Origin of the sequence: Faecalimicrobium dakarense (assembly GCF_000499525.1) — a bacterium.
Taxonomy (GTDB): domain Bacteria; phylum Bacillota; class Clostridia; order Peptostreptococcales; family Peptostreptococcaceae; genus Faecalimicrobium; species Faecalimicrobium dakarense.
This window is the reverse complement of record NZ_HG529241.1, coordinates 1-20231: the sequence shown is the minus strand read 5'-3', so window position 1 is coordinate 20231 and position 20231 is coordinate 1. Positions and strand designations below refer to the sequence as shown.

The following is a 20231-nucleotide window of genomic DNA, read 5'->3' as shown; positions in this document are numbered from 1 at the left end:
GCTTCTATATCAGATGCTATCGGTTTTTTAGTTTAATTATTTACTTCTAGTGTCTTAACTAACCCATTTTTATATGTAGCTATTAAATTCATTTTATAACTTCCTTTGGGTAAATCTTTTTTCTTAAATGATACTCTATACGAATTTGATTTATTAAGTTCATATTTTTTAGTTTTATCTTTAGATGATATTTCTAAATAAACATCTTTTAGATTAAATTCTTCTCTTTCATCTTCACATTCTACATTACTTAAATATATTGAAAAATCACCAGTACTTGTACTTTCAGTTACATATTCAGGAAATAATGCTGTGTCGTACTTCTCTGGTGTGCTCTTTGTTTCGTATGCATATGTATGTATTTGAACGTTAACATCATTTGACTCTTCTTGATTAGTATTTAATTTATTTATTTTTATAGATATGATTATAAATAATGCCAAAACTACAACTATTATTATTGATTTCTTTTTCATAAAATCTCCATACCCCTTATATTAATCTCTTAACTATTAGTATTTGTAACCTATTTATTATTCCACTCATATTCAGACTGTAAATTATTAGGTATTTCTGTTACATTTATCTCTTTCATTAACATAGAATTATCCATTTCTCCAGATTTATAAAATGAAATTATCCAATTATCTGTTGAATGGTCTTTATATTCAAATACTTGGTCATCCTTATCTCCATTAACTATACCAATTTGTGCTCCTCTCTCGCTATTGTCAATAACACAAAAAGGGATATAAGTCCTATCTCCCCAAATAATTGAAACATAGTCATTATTGTTTTCTGTAGTCATACTTTCTAACTTATTATCACTTTCACCACATGAAGATAAGATAATCATTAATAAACATATACTTATAAAGTATATTGACTTCCTCTCTCAATTATTCTCCTTAAATATTCAATTTTCTAATTTATCTATATTATATCTTTATTTTGTAAATTGTCCATAATAACATACGTTTTATTGAACAGAAAAAAAGGGCACTAAATATTACAGCCCCTTACTATTAAGTATGATAATTTATTAGTCTAATTTTACATATTACTATAAATTATAACTTAGCTATTATAATAATATATATGCCATAATTATTGTGATGACTATCGTTAATAAAACAAAACCTATTACAATTGCACATTTCTGGTATGGTCGCTTTCCATACTCTTGATGTTTTTGAACTTCATCCAAATTCTTTCCATCTAGGAAAGTAAGTATTTCTCTATATGTTTGGATGTTATTATTTTTTTTATGTTTTTCAACTTTAATAGAATAATACATTGCTGCTATGAAAATGATGATCCAAATTACAAAACCGTATTTTTTTCCCATAAATTTCATAAGTGGAACAGGTGATATTATAGTTAAAATAGACAGTATTTCGAAAATTTTACCATCACGTTTAAATTTATCAATATCCTCTTTTTTAATTTGTTCTTTCATTTCCTCAAGGTCTCCTTTAATTAATATGTCAAGAGAGACATTAAAAAGTGAGCTTAGCAATAATAAACTTTTCATATCAGGGTAGTTCTTATTATTTTCCCAATTTGAGATAGTTTGACGAGATACAAATATCTTTTCAGATAATTCCTCTTGTGAAAGCCCCTTTTCTGTTCTATATTTTTTTATTTGTTTTCCAATCTCCATACAATGCCCTCCTGCACTATTAGTCTATAACCTCAAATAAATTTTTACTATCAAAAGTATTTGATATTGCCTATTTTCACCATGTCAAAAGTATTTTACACTCTACAAATACGCATTTATCTATATTTTACAACAACTATTGTCTTAATTGTATTGCAACTTATATTATAAAAATATGTCCACTAAAGTAGATGTTTTCTTGAACATAAAAAACAGAGTAATAATTTAGATTAATACTCTGTTAATTTAAAATACATTAATATCATGAATATATTATTATCCTAATACATTTTTTATTCTTTTGTTTACAGTAAAAACTTGAGAGAAAATTACAAACATTAAAATCATACAAAGAGCTACTGAAATATTTTTATCCCAACTATTAGCTATAGCTAAAATTTCTATAGCTATATTAGTTAATATTGCCATGGAAATTTGAATATATTGAACGCTTAACATCTTAACTATCATTTTTTCTTTTTCTAAATCTAATTTATTTATATCTATTTTATATGGTGTCAAAGTAAATGCATCTTTTCCATTTTTTTTAAAATTATAAATCATATAAAATATAGATAATAGACACAAAGAATATGCTAATATTGCCACAATTATCCCCACCTTTTCTATTTACAATATATTTACATTATATCGGTTCTTATATATCCATATCTGCAAATTTACATAAGATACAGATATTCCTACCTAAAATATAGTTCTATTTAAGAAATAGTATTTATTCTCCTTCTTGTATATCAAATTCACAGTTGTCAGAATTAATGCTATTAATTACTATTGTAATTGTATTACTATACCCCTGAGGTATTTCACTTTTTATTAAGTATTCCTTATCTACTCCATTTATAATCATTTTTAAATCTCTAACGTCATATAAAGTCCTAACCCCTGTTTGTTTATTTTCATTAGGTTTTATATTTTTTACTTTTGTACTTATTTCATCTGAATTGTAGATAAAGTCGATGTAGCTTATTACTTCCCCTGTATTATTTTCAATTTTTAAAATTGTTGTACATGGAATTCCTGCAAAACTCATATATATCCCCCTTTTATATATTATAGAACTATACATTTAATTATATACAACTATACATTTCATATCAATTATCAAATGGACTAATTTATATTTCAATTTACTATATTAACTTACTTAGCTTGTTTAGCCACCAATCTTTACTTAAATCAAAATATCCATTAGGCGTAACTATTATATAGTTATCATTAACATCTAATACATTAGGAACCCCTGTATATACCATATCTAAGTATAGTTTAAATGGTTTAGATTTTTTATTTAATTTTCCTTCTAATTCACTAACATATTCAGAAATTTTATTATTACTCATAAACTCATAAAAAGACAGTGCATTTTTACCACCAGCTTGCATATTCCACCAATCAACAAAATGAGGATATGCACTTTTACAACATTCTCTTAATTCAACACATTTAAGTTCTGAAAAACTATTTACGTCATAATTTTCTTCAATAAGGCTACACATTCCATTTAAATTGGTATTACTAATTTTTTCATCAATAATATTAGTAAACCATTCGTTCCACTGTAATTTAAGTTCTTCAAAATGCAAATCATCAAAATTTGAAATAATTATATTAGTTGGCCAACGCTCATTTTCTTCATCAAAGTTTTTGTCCTCAATTAAATTATACATGCAACCTGTAAATATAACAAAATTTAATAAATCATCCTTGGAAGTAAAAATTGACCATGATTCATTACTATCTTCATACATCATCTAAAATCTCCTTAATTCAGCTTTAAAGCTTGATTTTATTTACTATTAGTATTATCACATTCTAATTTATAGTTTAATTTTTTTCCATATATATAATACCAATCTTCATTACAGTCGTATGTATCTTTAGTTATTTCCAAGCCTAAATCTATCATCATATCAACAAGACTATCATGTGAAAATGGTGTGAAACTTAAGCTACTCTCATATAAAGTCACATCTCCATTTTTATTTATCTCTTGGAATATAATTTCCACATTAGATTCATTTTCCATACCATTTAAATTCCAATGATATAATGGAACATAATCGATTCCTTCATAAGATATCTTGCTATATGCAGTAAATTTTTTATTATCTTTTATAATTTTTTCCCAATTACGAGTTTCAACTACAAGAGTTCCATCTATATTAAGTATACTTGATAATGCTTTTAAATTTTCATTTCTTGATTTAAAGTCTGGAGAATGTACTAAAGAGTTGCCTGTACAGAATACAATGTCAAATTCATTAGAATACATATTAGGTAACTCAATCCATGCTTTTCGATATGTATCAAGCTTTACGTTATGCTTTTTAGAAAATTCATTCGCTAACTTAATCATTTCCATACTTATATCTGTAGCTATCGTATTATAACCTTGTATAGCTAATGCTGTCGCTTGAACCCTATTACCACAAGCAACATCAATTAAAACTGATTCTTTCTTTGAATAGTTAGTTAGTAACTCTCTATGTTCTTTTATAAAATCTAAATTTTTAATCTCATCTGTTGACATATCTTTGTATAGATAATTATATAGCCAATTCATTTTATCATATTCTACTTGTGTACTCATGTTATCCCCCACATTTATATTTATAAAATTACGTATAACTATTTATTTAATCTCTGCAAAAATTTCGTGTATATTCCCATCTGGATCAGCAAATAATGCTGTTCTTTGACTCCAATGCATATCCTGTGGTTCATAGATAGGTGTTGCTCCCATTGCAATCAATTTTTTAAATGACTTGTCTACATCACTTGGGTTTTCGCATGGAAAAGCTAGTTCAAAAACCTGCCCAAATACATTTTTTTCATATTCTTTGCTATAATCATACATAACTTCCCTCATACAAATAGCAAATCTTACTCCACTATTTTCAAATTCAACATAATTTCCAAGGTCATTTTTAATATTGAATCCAAGAACCACATTGTAAAAACTCTTCATCTTATCTATATCATTTGTCCAAATTGTAATAAGATTAATTTCTGCTTTCATTGTAGTTTTCCCCCTTATTAAATCAATTTAATGTTATACTTGGCACAATATAACAATTTTTAATTTAATTATAGCAGAACTTGTAGCTTCTTATTATGAACTCATCTATTTCCTTGTAATTAAAAAATTTAAATATTAATTTTAATAAAAATATGTTGACGAGAAGGCAATTGTCGTACTACACTTTAATTACAAAGGTAGGCAACTGCCGTAAGAAAGGAAGGTGTTAAATTTGAAAAAGATTCCTAGAACAGAACTTCAAGTTATGAAGTACATATGGGCTCAAGAAGAACCTAGAGTAGCTTCTGTTGATATTACAAAATTTATGAATGAAGAGTACAATTGGTCAAAGGGAACTACATCTAAAACTCTTATGAGACTAGTGGAAAAAGAATTTTTAAAATCAGAAAAAGAAGGTAGACACATCTTTTATTATCAACTAATTAATAGTGAAGAATATCTAAAATTTGAAACTCAAGACTTCTTTAGTTTTATGCATGACAACTCTTTATCTAGTATGATATCAGCGCTTGATGATTCTAAGGATATATCAGAAGAAGATATTAAAGCCTTAGAAGAATGGATAGAAAGTAGGTAATTAATGTGAGCTATATCATATATGATATCTTAAAAACCAGTGTATATATAAGCATACCTATTATATTAATAGCTCTATTAAAAAATAAATTTCTGAGTAAGTATACTTATAAATTTAATTACATACTTTGCATCTTGATAACTTTAAGAATGCTTTTTATATCAAACATACAAATATACTTACCTGCTTATTTTTTTAAAGCTCAAAATACCACATCTTTGAAAAATATATACTATTTAAACAATGAAAACATCAGTTTATTAAATCAAACCGAAATACTATTTATAATTTGGATCATTGGAGCTCTTTACTTTTTACTTAAAAATATTTCTAAACAGATTATGTTCTATAATAAACTAAAAAATGTAGCTTCTAATGTTTCTGATTATAATGTATTAAATATATTTGAAGAAGAAAAGAAAGCTTTAAATATAAAGAAAAATATTGATATATTTAAAGTTGATGGTCTTTCTTCCCCTGCTTTAATCAAAATTTTAGGTAGTAGAATAATAATACCTAATAAAGACTATGATAAAAAACAATTAAAGTGGATTTTTAGACATGAATTAATACACCTTAAGAGAAAAGATAATTTATTAAAATTATTATTAATAATTGCTTGTGCAATTCACTGGTTCAATCCATTAATAAAAATATTAAGAGTATACTTCGATGAGCAATGCGAACTTTCTTGCGACGAAAAAGTACTTAAAAAATCTAATATAAATGATATCAAAGAGTATGCTTTAGTATTAGTTAACACATTAAGATATAGAAATACTTTAAAAGCTACTATACTTGACTCTCAATTTAATGCTAATCAAATTAATTTAATTAAAAGGAGAATTGAAGGAATGATGAATTTAAAAAACGTAAAAAAGGAACACTTATGACACTATTTTTATGTGGTATTTCAGCATTATCAATTTTATCATTTAATCTAATATACAAACAAAATACAGCTTATGCTAACCAAACTGAAATAAATAATGAAATTAATCCAAACTCTAATGAAAACTCTCAAGTAAAACCTAAGGTAATAACAGATGAAGAGCTAAAAAATAATCTTAAGAAGGTTAAAATAAGTGATGTGAAAGATGAAATGGAATTTTATCAAGATAGAAAGTTCGATGAATTGACACAAGAAGAAGTAGATTATGCTATGGATTTTCTACTTACTGGTAAATGTAAAAGAGTACTAATTGGCTCAGATGTTTCATATTCAATTAATACAGATTCTTTATATAAAGGTGATACTAATTAATATATAGAAAGCACTTCTTTAAATAAGGAGTGCTTTTATTGTATTTAAAATAAATTAGTTTCTAAAAATACATTAAAACTTTAACATATAAAATTATTCCCTAATATAATCTTCAGCAAGTAAAGCATACATAGAGTAATCACAAATTCCTTGATTATTTATATCTGCTTTTCTCATTGTACCTTCATATTTCATTCCACATTTTATCATTACTTTTCCTGAGTTTGCATTAAGAGGGTCATGTCTTGATTCAATACGATTTGCTTTAACTTCATTTATAAAATATTTAATTAAAGCACTTAGTGCTTCTGAAGTAATTCCTTTATTCCACCATTTTCTTCCTATGCAATAACCAACATGCACCATTCCGATTTCTTCATCCTGGCGTACAATACTGATAGTTCCAATAGATTCATCTCCATTTGATTTTAATACAATAGCCCATTGGTAAAAATTTTCGTTTTTATATTCATCTATCCAGCTTTTTATAATATTCTTTGAAACTTCAATGCTATCAATTGGTTTCCAAGTAAGAAACCTTGTAACATCTGAATCATTCGCCCAATTTTTATACATAGCCTCTGCATCTGATAGTTCAAACTTTCTTAAAATTAAATTTTCAGTGTCTATTCTTTTTGTTCCCCTGTGATTCATAAAATCCCCCTTATATATTCCTGATTAATAATATAATAATTGTTTATTTAATTATATCAGAACTTGACATTTAGAATGTATCTACTAAAACAGATGCTTTTTAACATTTAAATATACTAATTTTCTAGCTTTGCATATTTGTAAATTCTATAGTAGCCTCCTAATTCTATTGCAATACCAGACAATACCATTGTAATTACAATTATATCTTGATAAGTATTTTTTAGTACATAATTTACACTAGCGATTGCTATTAAGCATATCCCTAATACTATTACATGAGCCCCCATAATATCAGCAACTTTATCATTATCATACTTTTTTAAATTTACCCATTGCACAAGGTAACCCATTTTATATTTTCTAACTATTCCCCCTAGTACAACACCTAAAACACCTACAATTAGGATTATTATACTTAATGTCATATTTACATCACCCCATCATTAAAAATTATAATTGTACTCCTATAAGTAGATTATATCCATTTTTATATAGCAATGTATAACATTGTGCTTAAAATACATATATTGTTACATAATATACAGAATAAAAAGTAGGAGCATCTACACTCCTATTATTATTTTATAAAAAAAGATATTATCATAATATTATGATAATACCTTTTTATTATTAATTATATTTCATTATCTAATTTTTTCATATGAATCTAAATTTTTAAGTTCAATATCTTTTGAAATTCCTAACCCTTCTTTAACTTCTTCAAATTTAGCCTTTATTAAAGATTTATATAAAATTTCTATATGTGTATCTAATATATAGTATAATTCTTTATTAGTTTTAGCCAAAATAAATCTATCATCTTGTCCTACACTTACTACTGATTCTAGATTGTCTTTGTTTTCGTTGTATACAGGTATTGTTGGGGCATTACCTGTAGTATCTTCCTTATCTTTTTTAAGTATTTTTATATTATTTGCTGATGTTCTAACAACATGGTATCCATTTATTAAATTAATTTCGTAATCTTTAGCACCTGCACATCCTACCATTGTTATCATTACTAAAGCAATAGTTATAATACTTGTGGCTTTTTTCACTCTACTTTCCCCCATTTTTAAGCTTATATTTTTTATTTAAATACCAAATTTTAAGCTTTTGCTTTATCATAGACTTTAATTTCAAATCCTGATGAGATAGCACCTTTGCTACAAGCATTTTTACAATCTCCACAACGAATACATTCAGCTGAATTACAATCTTTAGTTACTTCTATATTCATTTTACATGCCCTTTCACAAGCCTTACATCCATTACATTTAAGCTTATCTAAATTCATTTTATAAAAACTTAACTTATTAAATAGTGAATAAAAAGCACCTAATGGACAGACATACTTACAAAATGGTCTATAAATAAATATTGAAGAAACTATAGTTAAAATAAGTAAGCTAAGCTTCCAGTTAAATAAAAATCCAACCATATTTCTTAATCCTTCATTCTTTATTAAAAGTGGAATTCCACCTTCTAAAGTTCCAGCTGGGCAAATCCACTGACAAAAATGTGGTTGAGCTGTCCCAAATTCATTAGTTAAGAATATAGGTAAAAGTATAACTGGTATAAGAAGTACAAGGTATTTAATATATCTTAAAGGTTTATCAATGCTCTTTGGTACTTTTAACTTTGGTGTTTTGATTTTATAAAGTAAGTCTTGAATAAAACCAAAAGGACATAAAAATCCACATACAAATCTACCTAGAAGAACACCAAATAACATCATTATTCCAACTATATAGTAAGAGAAATTATAATTTCTACCACCTAGTACTGCTTGCAATGACCCTATTGGACAAGACCCTATTGCACCTGGGCAAGAATAACAGTTTAAGCCTGGTGCACAAAGGTATTTTGTGTTTCCTGTATAAATTTTTCCTTTAAAGAATCCCGCTATATATCCGTTTGAAAGTGCAGTTGCCATAATTTGAATATACGTTCTTTTCATTATCCCACTCCAATACATTCAAGACAAATTTTCACAGCCTTTTTTAAAACCATAAGATGCTCTGATCTTAACATACCAATGCAAATAAAAGATATTGAAAGTAGTAGCAAAATATATTTACTAAATTGCTGCATATTTTTCATTATTATTTTGCCTCCACTAATTTTAAACGATCAATTATAGACTTTCTATAAGCTTCACCTGTCTGTTCATCAAAGTGAGGCGTACCAACAACTTTTCCTTCACTATCAACAAATATTGTCGTAGGAAAGACTTGTATATCATCTGTAAGATTTTTCTTTAAAAATTCATCTGGAATTAATGTTTTAAAATCTGCCTTTGATTTTTTCATAACATCTTTTGCAAGATCTAGGTATTCACTACCATCTCCTGCATCAGTACATATTGAAATTATATTAGTATCCTTTGGTAACTCTTTATATAATTTAGCTATTTCTGGCATTTCTGCTATACAAGAACTACACCATGTAGACCATATATTTATCATTGTTAATTTGTATTTACTGAATATATCAGATGTAACTTCTTCTCCATTTATATCTTTTGTCTTAAATCCTTTAAGATCAATATTTTTAAATTGCTCTATTTCCTTTTGTTGTTGCTCTTTTATTTCTTCGTCTGTAGGTACAATTACATCAGATGGCCCAATGAATAGAAGAACTGTAACTAGCCCTGCAAATACTATTGCCATTATTATTAATGCTTTTATTAATTTGTTCATTTTCTCTCCTCTTTCAATTTATATATTTTATATTTTAATAGGTCTTGCCTCTGTATCTAAGATATAATATTTAAATTCGAAAGTCAATATTTATTTATCGAAAAACAATAAATTAATATTGATTAACAAACCTCAAAATTCATAAACAATATTGAAAATACAGCAGTTTAAGTTTATTTTTTGAATATAAAAAAAGCCTAATATTACAGATTTTACCTCTGTAATACTAGGCTTTTAATTTATGCCATTACTAAATTTTTATCTTTATCAGTTATATAATCTAATACTAATTCTTCCCTAGCTACTGATAAATCAGAAACTTCTTTATTGTTGTATATACTAAACTTAAATCCTAAGTTAAATTCTTCAAATTTACATCTATATTTATCTAATTGCCATTGACCACAAGAGTTTGTTCCTACCCCATTTTGTTTGTAATCAATGTTAAATACTATATAATCTCTTTTCTCTAAATCTATTGTATGTTTAGCATATTCTAAATCAGTATCTTCATAATATGATGCACTAAAGTCTAATTTATCATCAGCTACTGCCATTATAGACATTCCTCTATCATCACTTAATCTCACCCATGAGCAATCACTTCTATTTCCATTTTCTTGAGGCTTAACATAATTTGTAAATAGTCCATCTACACTGTTTTCATATATTCCAAATAAATTGCATTCTTTAGTATCAGCGTAAGATTCTCCCGGGCCTCTACCTTTGTATTTAACATTATCTAAGTTTTTATTAACTTTAAGCTTTAACCCTATTCTAGGTAACATTTCTGGTGCAGTTTCAACCCTTCCACTTGGAATTCCACTTACATTTACTAATATATCTCCACTACCAAGTACTGTATATTCGTAAGTTGATTTATAATGCCATGCAGAGTTTGTGCTTCCATTTATTGTTTCAACTTTAAATAGTAACATGTTTTCTTTTTCTTCATAAGAAACATTTGTAACTACCTCATGCATTAAGTGCATAAAGTATTTTTTCTTATAATCTTCAACTACATACATATCATTATCTATTGGAGCTCTCCAGAAATTAAGTCTTGGACCTTCTTCAACTAATAAATAATCATCTTTACTTATTTCAAGTATATGACCTCTTACTAAGTCAAATACTACTTTGAAGTTTTCTCCTTTAGCAGTTAATTTACAGTGTTCTTTTATTATTTCTAGCTTTCCTTTTGGAGTTACTTTAATCTTTTCAGTTACTATTGGTAATTCAAATTGAGCAGTTGCAAGTTCATGACCTGATTCACACCAAGTAGTTGCCTCTCTTAATACATAAGATATATTTAAGTAGTAAGTTGAGCCTTTAGTTTTTGCAAAGTCTAAGTTATATCCTAAATTAATTTCTTTTTCACCTCTACCAACTATTGATGGCATAGGAAGCCTAGAACCACATATAACTTTATCATCTTCTTTTATTGTGTAAACTAAATCGAAACAATCTAAGTTTTTAAAGTCATATCTATTTATTACTTTTATTAATCCTTTTTCTAAGTCAACAACATGAGTTTCAGCTGGTTCTATAACTTTCTTATATTCTAATAATCCTGGAGATACACTTCTATCTGGCATTATAAGTCCGTCTATACAGAAGTTTATATTACTTGGATCATCTCCAAAATCTCCACCATATTTATAATAAATTTCTCCATTTTCACCTTTGCTTTCTATACCATGGTCAAACCATTCCCATATAAATCCACCTTGTAATTTATCATAAGCATAGAATAAATCTTGATATTCTCTAAGATTTCCTGGGCCATTACCCATAGCATGACAGTATTCACATAATATATGAGGTTTTTTAATATCATTTATTACCTTATCCATTAATAATTTGTTATCATGTTCTAACCAAGTGTACATTGTACTATAAACTTCTGATACTGGTCCTTCAGATTCATCAACATTAAAATCTCCTTCATAATGAACAAGTCTTGTTGGATCCATTTCCTTAGCTTTTTTTGCCATTGCTTTAAAGTTGCATCCAAATGCTGATTCATTTCCTAATGACCACATTAATATACATGGATGATTTTTATCTCTTGCTATCATTCTAGTCATTCTATTCACATAAGATTTTTCCCAAGCTGGATCATCACTTATCCACTTGTAATCTCCTGTAAGTTCAAATCCATGACACTCAAGGTCTGTTTCATCTATTACATACATTCCATATTCATCACATAAATCATATATATAATGAGAATTTGGATAGTGAGCAGTTCTTATAGCATTTATATTGTGTTGTTTCATTAATAATATATCTTTTATCATTTCTTCTTTTGCTACAACTCTTCCGTTTTTAGGATTGTAGTCATGTCTATTTACACCTTTAAATTTAATTGCAACGCCATTTACTAAAAATACTTCACCTTTTAATTCTATTTTTCTAAATCCAACCTTTTGAGGTATTACTTGAATTAACTTATCATCTTCATAAACTGATACTAATAAAGTGTATAAGTTTGGTTCTTCTGCATTCCATTTTAAAGGATTTTTTACTTCTTTTGAATAAGCAATATTTCCATTTGAAACATTCGCAAAGTCTTCAAATACTATGTTTTTATTAATATCTAATAATTCAAATTTTACATTTTGATTACTATTTTTTCTAAATTTTAAATCTATATTTAAAGTTGCATCTTTATATTCACTATCTAAATCAGTAACTATTTTTATATCTTCTACTCCACAAGCTGGTTCAGTATATAGTTCAACATCTCTAAATATACCACTTAACCACCACATATCTTGGTCTTCTAAATATGTACCATCTGACCATTGATATACTCGAACGCAACATTCATTTTCTCCTAATTTTACCCAATCAGTTATATCAAATTCAGCTTGGATTCTAGCACCTTTACTGTATCCTACCTCTACTCCATTTATCCATACGTTATATGATGAATCAACACCATTAAACTTAAGTATTATTTTTTCACCTAACCAAGATTTATCTATATTAAACTTTCGCTTATATATTCCAGTTGGATTTTCTGTTGGTACGTATGGAGGATTTATTGGGAAGTTATACCATAAATCTGAATAATGCATTTTACCATACCCTTGTAATTGCCAGTTACCTGGAACTAATATGTTATCCCAAGAATCAGTATTAAAATCTTCTTTAAAGAATCCTTCTGGTGAGTACTCTGGAGCATCTAAGAATAAAAACTTCCAGCTACCATTTAAATTTTTAAAGTTGTGAGTATATTTATTTTCCCCAAGAAGTGCTAAGTCTCTAGATGAAAAGCTTTGAAAATGTGCTCTTTCCTCTAATCTATTAACTCCATCAATACTAATGTTTTCCCATAGCTTCATAGTTTTTATCTCCCCTTATTTATATTATTTTATATTTTTAAGCAACGGACCTGATTCTCAAGGTCGTTTGAGCAACGTGTTGGCGAATCACTTGAGCGATATGAGCGAAGCGAATTTTATTTTTAAATAAGGACCTAATTTAAATACTATATTTAGGTCCTTGAATTTATACAAATTTTAAGCAATCGAATTTTACTGTCTTACATCTTTTATAGTTGCATTTACTAACTCATTAGCTACATCTTTACCAACTTTGTTTTCGTACTTCTTCCAGCATATTAAAGCAAATCCTAAGAATATCACTAATCCTAATACGTTATATACTAAAATAAATATTGGATTTGCAGCTCCTTCTGCTAAAGTTCCATTTAAATAAGCCATTATATCTGCTGGTGAAGGTACTGAAGATATTACAAATACAAAACTAAATAATGCAAGTAATAATACACCTATTCCTATACCAAAACCTCTTGATCCTACTTTAAAATCTCTTTTTACAGTATTTTCTTTTTTAGCTCTTAGAACAATGTACCCTACTAAGAAGAACAGTACTGGAATTAAAGATGTTGATGCAGTCATATTTATTAATATTTCAAGTAAAGTATCGACTGAACCTATTCCAAGTGCTGGTATTATTAAAAGTACAGTTACTATCATTGCTTGAAGATAAAGTGCATTAATTGGATTTCCTTGATTATCAGTTTTAGATACCCATTTCCCAAATATATCTTCTGGTATCTCAGAGAATAATACCTTAACTGGTGCTGCTGTCCAAAGTACTAATGAACCTAAACTTGCAAGTAACATTATAAATCCAACTATATTTGTTATTATATTTCCTATTCCATAATGAGAACCTAGTAATAAGAATGAATCAAATAAACCATTTGAGAAGTTTCCTTGTAATGTCTCTGCTGGAACTATTAAACCTACTGCTGCTGCCCCTAATGCGTAAAGTGTTCCTACAAGTACTGTTGAAAATAACATTGTTTTTATAAATGCCTTGTTTCCACCCTTAACATCTTTTATATAAACACCTATACTTTCAGCGCCACCTACTGCTTGAAGTACCCATGCAAGTACCATAAAGTACTTCCAGTCAAACTTTGGCGACATAGTTTGTGCGCTAAATTCTTGTGCTGGTTCCTTACCTAAAAATAATATTACTCCAAATGATAAAACTATAAATCCTATTCCAAGTACCATTCTAGCTGCACCTGATAAACTTGTAATTTTAGATACCCAAGCTACCCCTTTAGTTGAGATTATTGTTACTCCCCAGAAAAGTATTATTGATAATATCGAAATTAAAACTGTTTTTCCATCAAATACATTTCTTCCAACTAGAGTATACGATGCGTATATTAAAGTTTTTGGAAGTAATGATGTAAAGAAAAATAAATTAACAAAGAAATATGACCAAGACCCTAAAAACGCCCACTTTGCACCTAATGAAGTTTTTATCCAACTGTTAATTCCTGATTCTGAATTTGAATTTGCAGATGCAAACTCGCCTATCATTAACGCAAATGGGAAAAAGTAAAATATTGTCCCAAATAAATAAGACGGTACTGTAGCTAAACCAATATTTACACTACTATCAATAATATTTCCAAATGAAAACACTGCTGTAAATGTCATAAGCATTAAAGCTCTTGAACTAAGACTTCCCCTTTTTTCACTCATAATAATCTCCTTATTAATCATTGTATTTTTGTTACATAAATAAATTTTAAATGTATAAAATAAATTATAAAAAATAATAATTACAACTAAACAAAATACATTTCAAATTATAAATTTCCCCTAATATTACTTGGTTTTATATAATTCACCTTAAGTTAAACGTTTTCTTAATAATTTAATAATATACTTTTAATATTATCTTATCAATACAGTAATGTTGCAATGATTTGTACTATTGTTGCATATTATAAATTGACAAACATTAATAATCTTTCTACAATTAAAGTATAAAAATAGTCTACAAATTAGATATATTACTTAATATTAGACTATAGGAGGAGTTATTATGGAAAAGTGCGGTATTTTTTCAACAGATTCAAAACCTAGCAGTGAACTTTATATTTATGAATGTGGATTTGAGCATTGTGCTCCTAGAGATCCTTATCAATATGAACAGATAGACTATTATTTACTTCATTACATACTAGAAGGGGAAGGTCTTTTCTTTATGGATGGTAAAGTTCATCATCTAAAAAAAGGAGATGGATTTTTTATACCACCTTTTACTGATAATAACTACTACCCTTTAACTGATAATCCTTGGGTATATCGATGGATTGGATTTAATGGAACACATGCACAAGATCTTTTATCTTTATGCGGATTTAGAGATGGAAATTTTATATTCAATTATACAAAGGATGATAAGATAGATAATTATTTTAGAGATATTTATGAAAGTTGTACTTCAAATAACCTATTTGAGGCCTTAGGATATCTATACCAATTTTTATCAACTTTAATGAATGAACATTCAACATCTTATAGAGGTTCTAGCGTTCCCTCTAAGGTTTATATATCTAAATCTATAGAATTTATAAAAGAAAATTACACTAAAAATATATCTGTATCTGATATTGCAGACTATTTGAATATTGACAGAAGCCATTTTTTCAAAATTTTTAAAAAGGATATGATGATAAGTCCTCAAGATTACATAATTAATTATAAAATTAAACAAGCTTGTGATTTACTTAGAAAAAGTAGTTATTCTATATCAGAGATTAGTAATTTGGTGGGATTCTCTTCTCCATCTTATTTTTCAAAGACTTTTAAAAAGAATATGGATACTACTCCCATTAAATATAAGGAAATGTTTATAAAATAGAAAAATTCGCTCCGCTCATGTCGCCAACGACTGCGTCCGTTGCTCAAGTTTAGATGTTGGGATTATAACTTATCCACAAACCAGATAATTTATAATCCCTTAGTATATAAAAAGAGTTATATTTAAATGTTTCAAATCATTTGAATATAACTCTTTTTTATCATTATCGACTTTAAATCAATTTATTTGAAATTATATACTATCTTATTCAGTAAATCCTTTTTCCTTCATAATATCAGCCTTAGAAAACATAGCCATGCCTGTTTTCATTTTTCTAAAATTCAATTTTTCATAAAATCCTTCTCTACCAACAGCAGAATAAAGTATAATATTACAATTTTTAATATCATCTATAAGCTTATTTATAATCTTTTTGCCTATACTATTACCTTGATATTCATCTAAAACTGCTACATCATAAATAGCACCTTGATAAGCTCCATCTGAAATAGTACGCCCAAATCCAATTAAAGTATCTTCATCAAATACAAATACTACACTATAGCTATTTTCAAATGCCTTTTTATGTATGCTTGCATCATAGTATCCCATATTTACTGATTTTAATATATCCGCTACTCTCTGCCAATCTATGTTTTCTAAATTATATTGAAATTTCAAATTCATAACCATATCCCCTTTAGTTTATCTTGTATTTTTAAATTACTCTTTTATATCACTTAATAGTCCTTTTTTACTAGCATTGTATAAAAGATAAGCACATAGAGCAAATGATACACTTCCTAGACTAAATGCAACTACTATAGATGAAATTTTTTACAATTACTCCTGATAATAAAGTTCCTACCATTATTCCAAGGTACATAACTGTAGAAGTTAATCCATTTACTTTACCTAGATATTCTTGATCTGTTATTTTGGTTATAAGAGCCATAACATATCCACTTAATACTCCACCTATAACATTATCTATAAATTGAAGCAACATAGTTAACCATGTAACTGTAGAGTAGCCTTCAAAAAATACTGTAAAAGCAAATACGCCCATAAGCATATATAGTATTTTCATATTATTTAATTTCTTTGATATAGCTAGATAAATACCTCCACCTACAATAACTCCTATCCCTGCTATTCCAGAGAAAAATTGGTAAAACTTCTCATCAAGTCCAAGCCTTTGTGTTACTAAAAATATATCTAAATTACTTGCTATTCCAATTGCAAATGATAGTATAAAAAACATCTTAGTAAATACCATTAAAATTGGTTTTTCCTTTAAATATTTAAATGTAAGTCTAGCATCATCTAGTAATCCTTCACTTTCAATTTTTGAAAATTCTTTATTAGGTAATGTAAATATTAAAGCTATTGATACTAAAAATAAGGCTGCTATTATAAGAATAGTTTTATATATTCCAAATGTAAAATAGAAATATGATCCTATAAAAGGTCCTATAACAAAAAATAAAGAACCTAATAATTGAGATATTCCTATCGCACCTTCAATATCTTCTTCATCTACATATTCTTTAAAATACTTTTGAGATGCTGGATAAGAAAACTGTGTTACGATGGCAGAAACTAGTGTTGCTACAAATATAGCCCCGATATAACCATCTTTAATAAATAAACCTAGCATTATAAAAGATATAAAACTAAATGAATCTCCTAGTAACATTAATCTTTTAGGACTATATTTATCAGCTATTATGCCTCCTATAAATGTTAATAAAAACATTGGTAAAAACTCTATAAAGTTTAATGATGATACAGCAAGTGGATCTTTATTTGTAGCGTTCATAATGAAAAACATTATAGCTATATTTCTTATCCATATAGCTGCTTGCTGTATAATATCAGTAATTAGTATCGTCATAAATACTCTATTTTTAATTAAATTCATTTTCTCCTCCTTAAGTCACGTTGCTTATTTACTATTCTAAACAATGGAGTAACTCCAAGGTCAATATATATTTTTAAATTCTTAAACTTATATTTACAAAATACGTTTCATCGTCATTTTTTTTAGGTAAATAAAACTCATAGCTAACGTAAGCTATATTATTTTTTTCACATTTAAAATATTTATTAATGGAAATTATATAATCATTTATTTCATTTATCGTTCCATAAAAATTAGTAGTAACAAACTTACCACTTACATTTTTCTTGTAAATCCTACTTTTTCTTCTTTTAGATATTTTTGTATTAAGCTTATATTATTTTCATTCTCTTTTATAAAAGCCATAGTTTCATCTTCTTCTATAGTTTCATTTTCTAATATATTGTAAATGTAAATATAAGGCTCTTCATTTAAATGAACTAATTCTTTTTCAATTGTTACTTCATCTTTTTTATATAAATCTGAATTTAATACAATTTTAGTATCAAATCCATAAAGATTAAAGCTTTCATCATTTATTTTAAGTTTGCTAAAATCATATTGATTATCAAAGTTTATTATTTTATCTAATATTTCTTTGCTATTATGTATAATTTCTTGCAATTCTTCTAGTTCTTTTATTTTTCTTTTAATTATTTCTTCTTCTCTTATTACTAAATTCTTGTACTCTTTTACATCTTCACTTTCTATAGTCTTTTTAATGTCAGCTAAAGATATTCCTAAATACTTTATTCCAAGAATTAATCCTAGCTTTTCTAAATGTTTTAATAAATAGTATCTATATCCATTATTTTTATCCACTTCAGGAGTCAAAATTCCTATTTTATCATAATACCTTAATGTATCTTTACTTATATCAAAAATCTTACTTACTTGCCCTATTGAAAGCTTCATTTCTTTTCATCCTTTTCAGTTTTTTATTATTTTATATAAATTATTATAAACCATGGAGTTACTCCATAGTCCATACTTTGCATTTATTATTTTCAAATAAAAAAAGAGCTTAAAAGCCCTTTTTATTTAATGTATATTTAGTTGTATCTCTAGAAGTTCTATTTTATCTTCCCAACTTATATCCATATGTATTATATCTAATATTTGAATTATTCTATTTTGTACTGATTTATTTTCTATAAAATCCATACTCTCAACTCCTTTATTTGGAGTATATCCAATTTTACAGATTTTATATTATTAATAATTTTTTATTTTTATATCCCATTTTGCTTTACTATCTTACTAACTATTTTTCCTTGTTCTTTTAAACTACTATTTTTCTTCCATAATTGGATACCATAATCACTATGTTTATAATAGCACAAAGACACTTCATAAGATTCATTATCTTCAAGTGATATGTCTTGACACTTACTCTCTTTTTCATTATAAACTATATTCATATTTAAACCATCTTTTGAGTATGAGTATAGAGATAAATCTGGATTTTCGTCCTTATAATCCTCTGATTTTTTAAGATTTTTACTTTGTAGAAGATTTTCTATATCAGACAAACTTATTTTACTATCGTCTTCTATGCTTTGTGCAATTTTATAATAAACTTCATATATCTCACTTATTTCTTTTTTGCCATTGATTGTATTAACTAATTGCTTTTGCTCTTTCACTGATTCTGGATAAACTCCAATATTTAAATTTCCTGTTTCATTACCAGACTTTTCATAATAAACGTTTAAATAGATATCATTCATGTTCTCTTTATTTAAGCTATAACTTACAGAATTTATTTTGTCTAAATTTTTTTCTTTATTATTTTTATCTAAATAAGATACTTCAAAAACTTCATTGTCATTTTTAAAACTGTAATTACTTGTATCATAGGATTTTTGAGTATTATCTTTTTCGTCTTCAGAATCAACTAAAACTAAAGCACCTATTGATTTTTCTAACTTAAATTCTTTAAGGTTACTTGCCAATTCTTTTGAATTTACTTTATTATTATTTATATCTTTATCTACAACTTCAAAGTATGTATTTTGTAATTGTGATAAATTATTTTGCCCTTTACTACAACCAATCATATTTACCCCTAATAATCCTATCCCTATAACATACAGTAAAAGTTTTTTAGCTTTCATTGTTATCCTCCTATTTTTAATATTTCTTTTATAAATAGCCAAACCTCTTAAAATAAATTACATTGTTATTATCTTCATTAAGTTTATACTTTATGAGTAAATATAATAAAAGCCAAGTATGATTTATATCATCCTTG

At 26.8% G+C, this 20231-nt stretch carries 25 protein-coding genes; 4 read left to right on the top strand and 21 right to left on the bottom strand.

Features of this window, described 5'->3' with window-relative positions:
- Positions 1–32 precede the first annotated feature (32 nt).
- The 8 genes from BN899_RS02410 to BN899_RS02375 all read right to left on the bottom strand — a co-directional run bounded on the left by BN899_RS02410 (position 33) and on the right by BN899_RS02375 (position 4706).
- The gene (locus BN899_RS02410; protein WP_042272451.1) at positions 33–476 is read right to left on the bottom strand and encodes a hypothetical protein; all 444 of its coding nucleotides are present in this window, start codon (positions 474–476) and stop codon (positions 33–35) included.
- Positions 477–526: 50 nt separating this feature from the next.
- On the bottom strand, positions 527–856 hold the full coding sequence (locus BN899_RS02405; protein ID WP_042272447.1) for a hypothetical protein: 330 nt from the start codon (positions 854–856) through the stop codon (positions 527–529).
- A gap of 228 nt (positions 857–1084) precedes the next feature.
- Positions 1085–1663, bottom strand: a complete 579-nt coding sequence (locus BN899_RS02400) for a helix-turn-helix domain-containing protein (RefSeq protein ID WP_042272444.1) — start codon at positions 1661–1663, stop codon at positions 1085–1087.
- Between the two features lie 276 nt (positions 1664–1939).
- A complete protein-coding gene (locus BN899_RS02395) occupies positions 1940–2272 on the bottom strand; it encodes a hypothetical protein (RefSeq protein ID WP_042272441.1) in 333 nt (110 codons plus the stop codon).
- 127 nt (positions 2273–2399) lie between these two features.
- Entirely contained in the window at positions 2400–2717 is a 318-nt protein-coding gene (locus BN899_RS02390; RefSeq protein ID WP_042272438.1) for a hypothetical protein, read from the bottom strand.
- A gap of 100 nt (positions 2718–2817) precedes the next feature.
- A complete protein-coding gene (locus tag BN899_RS02385) occupies positions 2818–3438 on the bottom strand; it encodes a hypothetical protein (RefSeq protein WP_052356518.1) in 621 nt (206 codons plus the stop codon).
- Between the two features lie 35 nt (positions 3439–3473).
- Positions 3474–4277: a class I SAM-dependent methyltransferase gene (locus BN899_RS02380; protein ID WP_042272435.1), complete on the bottom strand. Its 804-nt coding sequence runs from the start codon at positions 4275–4277 to the stop codon at positions 3474–3476.
- A 42-nt stretch (positions 4278–4319) separates the two neighbouring features.
- Entirely contained in the window at positions 4320–4706 is a 387-nt protein-coding gene (locus BN899_RS02375; RefSeq protein ID WP_042272432.1) for a VOC family protein, read from the bottom strand.
- A gap of 232 nt (positions 4707–4938) precedes the next feature.
- Between BN899_RS02375 and BN899_RS02370 the strand changes: the two genes are divergently transcribed.
- Genes BN899_RS02370 through BN899_RS02360 form a run of 3 tightly spaced genes read left to right on the top strand, consistent with a single transcriptional unit; the run spans position 4939 to position 6568 of the window.
- Positions 4939–5304 carry a BlaI/MecI/CopY family transcriptional regulator gene (locus BN899_RS02370; protein ID WP_052356517.1) on the top strand — a complete coding sequence of 122 codons (366 nt, stop codon included), beginning with the start codon at positions 4939–4941 and terminating at the stop codon, positions 5302–5304.
- 5 nt (positions 5305–5309) lie between these two features.
- On the top strand, positions 5310–6197 hold the full coding sequence (locus BN899_RS02365) for a M56 family metallopeptidase (protein WP_052356516.1): 888 nt from the start codon (positions 5310–5312) through the stop codon (positions 6195–6197).
- Positions 6194–6568 carry a hypothetical protein gene (locus BN899_RS02360; protein ID WP_052356515.1) on the top strand — a complete coding sequence of 125 codons (375 nt, stop codon included), beginning with the start codon at positions 6194–6196 and terminating at the stop codon, positions 6566–6568. Before BN899_RS02365 ends, BN899_RS02360 begins: the two co-directional genes overlap by 4 nt.
- Before the next feature lie 93 nt (positions 6569–6661).
- Here the strand turns inward: BN899_RS02360 and BN899_RS02355 are convergent, their stop codons facing one another.
- From BN899_RS02355 to BN899_RS02325, 8 genes are all read right to left on the bottom strand, one after another.
- The gene (locus BN899_RS02355) at positions 6662–7222 is read right to left on the bottom strand and encodes a GNAT family N-acetyltransferase (RefSeq protein WP_042272429.1); all 561 of its coding nucleotides are present in this window, start codon (positions 7220–7222) and stop codon (positions 6662–6664) included.
- 116 nt (positions 7223–7338) lie between these two features.
- Entirely contained in the window at positions 7339–7650 is a 312-nt protein-coding gene (locus BN899_RS02350) for a hypothetical protein (protein ID WP_042272426.1), read from the bottom strand.
- Positions 7651–7869: 219 nt separating this feature from the next.
- Complete coding sequence (locus tag BN899_RS02345) at positions 7870–8283, bottom strand: DUF3997 domain-containing protein (protein ID WP_042272425.1); 414 nt, start codon at positions 8281–8283, stop codon at positions 7870–7872.
- 50 nt (positions 8284–8333) lie between these two features.
- Positions 8334–9185: a 4Fe-4S binding protein gene (locus tag BN899_RS02340; RefSeq protein ID WP_242824050.1), complete on the bottom strand. Its 852-nt coding sequence runs from the start codon at positions 9183–9185 to the stop codon at positions 8334–8336.
- Positions 9185–9259, bottom strand: a complete 75-nt coding sequence (locus BN899_RS20740) for a CD1871A family CXXC motif-containing protein (RefSeq protein ID WP_334291359.1) — start codon at positions 9257–9259, stop codon at positions 9185–9187. Before BN899_RS20740 ends, BN899_RS02340 begins: the two co-directional genes overlap by 1 nt.
- A 71-nt stretch (positions 9260–9330) precedes the next feature.
- Positions 9331–9927 (bottom strand): TlpA family protein disulfide reductase, encoded by a 597-nt coding sequence (locus BN899_RS02335; RefSeq protein WP_042272422.1) that lies wholly within the window; start codon positions 9925–9927, stop codon positions 9331–9333.
- Between the two features lie 239 nt (positions 9928–10166).
- Positions 10167–13280 (bottom strand): beta-galactosidase subunit alpha, encoded by a 3114-nt coding sequence (gene ebgA, locus BN899_RS02330; protein WP_042272417.1) that lies wholly within the window; start codon positions 13278–13280, stop codon positions 10167–10169.
- Positions 13281–13472: 192 nt separating this feature from the next.
- Positions 13473–14966, bottom strand: coding sequence for an amino acid permease (locus BN899_RS02325; RefSeq protein ID WP_042272415.1), 1494 nt, complete (start codon positions 14964–14966; stop codon positions 13473–13475).
- 346 nt (positions 14967–15312) lie between these two features.
- Here BN899_RS02325 and BN899_RS02320 point away from each other — a divergent pair, with 346 nt between their 5' ends.
- Positions 15313–16134 carry an AraC family transcriptional regulator gene (locus tag BN899_RS02320; protein WP_042272413.1) on the top strand — a complete coding sequence of 274 codons (822 nt, stop codon included), beginning with the start codon at positions 15313–15315 and terminating at the stop codon, positions 16132–16134.
- 204 nt (positions 16135–16338) lie between these two features.
- On the opposite strand, the gene BN899_RS02315 is transcribed toward BN899_RS02320, so the two are convergent.
- The 5 genes from BN899_RS02315 to BN899_RS02300 form a co-directional block, all read right to left on the bottom strand.
- Positions 16339–16761: a GNAT family N-acetyltransferase gene (locus BN899_RS02315; protein WP_042272410.1), complete on the bottom strand. Its 423-nt coding sequence runs from the start codon at positions 16759–16761 to the stop codon at positions 16339–16341.
- Positions 16762–16882: 121 nt separating this feature from the next.
- Positions 16883–17998: an MFS transporter gene (locus tag BN899_RS02310; protein ID WP_042272407.1), complete on the bottom strand. Its 1116-nt coding sequence runs from the start codon at positions 17996–17998 to the stop codon at positions 16883–16885.
- A 255-nt stretch (positions 17999–18253) separates the two neighbouring features.
- Entirely contained in the window at positions 18254–18892 is a 639-nt protein-coding gene (locus BN899_RS02305) for a MerR family transcriptional regulator (RefSeq protein ID WP_242824049.1), read from the bottom strand.
- Positions 18893–19018: 126 nt separating this feature from the next.
- On the bottom strand, positions 19019–19141 hold the full coding sequence (locus tag BN899_RS20050) for a hypothetical protein (RefSeq protein WP_278244943.1): 123 nt from the start codon (positions 19139–19141) through the stop codon (positions 19019–19021).
- Positions 19142–19209: 68 nt separating this feature from the next.
- The gene (locus BN899_RS02300; RefSeq protein ID WP_042272404.1) at positions 19210–20094 is read right to left on the bottom strand and encodes a hypothetical protein; all 885 of its coding nucleotides are present in this window, start codon (positions 20092–20094) and stop codon (positions 19210–19212) included.
- Positions 20095–20231: the final 137 nt, after the last annotated feature.

Coding starts and splice junctions, on each gene's coding strand:
- ebgA (WP_042272417.1), bottom strand. CDS start 13,280: ATGAAGCTATGGGAAAACATTAGTATTGATGGAGTTAATAGATTAGAG.
- BN899_RS02340 (WP_242824050.1), bottom strand. CDS start 9,185: ATGAAAAGAACGTATATTCAAATTATGGCAACTGCACTTTCAAACGGA.
- BN899_RS20050 (WP_278244943.1), bottom strand. CDS start 19,141: ATGGATTTTATAGAAAATAAATCAGTACAAAATAGAATAATTCAAATA.
- BN899_RS02300 (WP_042272404.1), bottom strand. CDS start 20,094: ATGAAAGCTAAAAAACTTTTACTGTATGTTATAGGGATAGGATTATTA.
- BN899_RS02410 (WP_042272451.1), bottom strand. CDS start 476: ATGAAAAAGAAATCAATAATAATAGTTGTAGTTTTGGCATTATTTATA.
- BN899_RS02355 (WP_042272429.1), bottom strand. CDS start 7,222: ATGAATCACAGGGGAACAAAAAGAATAGACACTGAAAATTTAATTTTA.
- BN899_RS02380 (WP_042272435.1), bottom strand. CDS start 4,277: ATGAGTACACAAGTAGAATATGATAAAATGAATTGGCTATATAATTAT.
- BN899_RS02385 (WP_052356518.1), bottom strand. CDS start 3,438: ATGATGTATGAAGATAGTAATGAATCATGGTCAATTTTTACTTCCAAG.
- BN899_RS02400 (WP_042272444.1), bottom strand. CDS start 1,663: ATGGAGATTGGAAAACAAATAAAAAAATATAGAACAGAAAAGGGGCTT.
- BN899_RS02325 (WP_042272415.1), bottom strand. CDS start 14,966: ATGAGTGAAAAAAGGGGAAGTCTTAGTTCAAGAGCTTTAATGCTTATG.
- BN899_RS02310 (WP_042272407.1), bottom strand. CDS start 17,998: ATGAATTTAATTAAAAATAGAGTATTTATGACGATACTAATTACTGAT.
- BN899_RS02375 (WP_042272432.1), bottom strand. CDS start 4,706: ATGAAAGCAGAAATTAATCTTATTACAATTTGGACAAATGATATAGAT.
- BN899_RS02320 (WP_042272413.1), top strand. CDS start 15,313: ATGGAAAAGTGCGGTATTTTTTCAACAGATTCAAAACCTAGCAGTGAA.
- BN899_RS02335 (WP_042272422.1), bottom strand. CDS start 9,927: ATGAACAAATTAATAAAAGCATTAATAATAATGGCAATAGTATTTGCA.
- BN899_RS02315 (WP_042272410.1), bottom strand. CDS start 16,761: ATGAATTTGAAATTTCAATATAATTTAGAAAACATAGATTGGCAGAGA.
- BN899_RS02390 (WP_042272438.1), bottom strand. CDS start 2,717: ATGAGTTTTGCAGGAATTCCATGTACAACAATTTTAAAAATTGAAAAT.
- BN899_RS02360 (WP_052356515.1), top strand. CDS start 6,194: ATGACACTATTTTTATGTGGTATTTCAGCATTATCAATTTTATCATTT.
- BN899_RS02350 (WP_042272426.1), bottom strand. CDS start 7,650: ATGACATTAAGTATAATAATCCTAATTGTAGGTGTTTTAGGTGTTGTA.
- BN899_RS02405 (WP_042272447.1), bottom strand. CDS start 856: ATGATTATCTTATCTTCATGTGGTGAAAGTGATAATAAGTTAGAAAGT.
- BN899_RS02305 (WP_242824049.1), bottom strand. CDS start 18,892: ATGAAGCTTTCAATAGGGCAAGTAAGTAAGATTTTTGATATAAGTAAA.